Annotated in this window: 1 protein-coding gene; it reads left to right on the top strand. The window is 45.3% G+C overall.

Features of this window, described 5'->3' with window-relative positions; genetic code table 11:
• Positions 1-278, top strand: a 278-nt coding sequence (locus SB659_RS19355) for a hypothetical protein (RefSeq protein ID WP_410551568.1), incomplete at both ends; no start/stop codon positions are given.

The raw sequence follows: 278 nt of genomic DNA, 5'->3' as shown, positions 1-278 counted from the left end.
GTCATTCAGACTACAGATTTAGGGTTCTTTGTTGCGGGTAATGTCCAGAATGCTGCAAAAGGTTACGGTTCCAAAGATGTTCTAATTACCAGACTTGATAAGGACAGAAAAGAACTCTCCCAATTGATTGTAGGCGGAAAAGGTCTGGATGAAGTTAAGAAAATGATTCCAACAGGAGACGGCGGTGTCCTGCTGGGAATATATTCCAGAAGCTCCGAGGTTCGTGTTTCGGGATCTGGAAGCACTCACGCCAACAACCAACGATCTGCAATCTCCAC

Source organism: Arthrobacter sp. SIMBA_036, from assembly GCF_046535135.1.
In the GTDB taxonomy this organism is placed as follows: Bacteria; Actinomycetota; Actinomycetes; order Actinomycetales; family Micrococcaceae; genus Arthrobacter.
The sequence above is the reverse complement of the archived record's forward strand: the minus strand, read 5'-3'. Positions and strand labels throughout refer to the sequence as shown.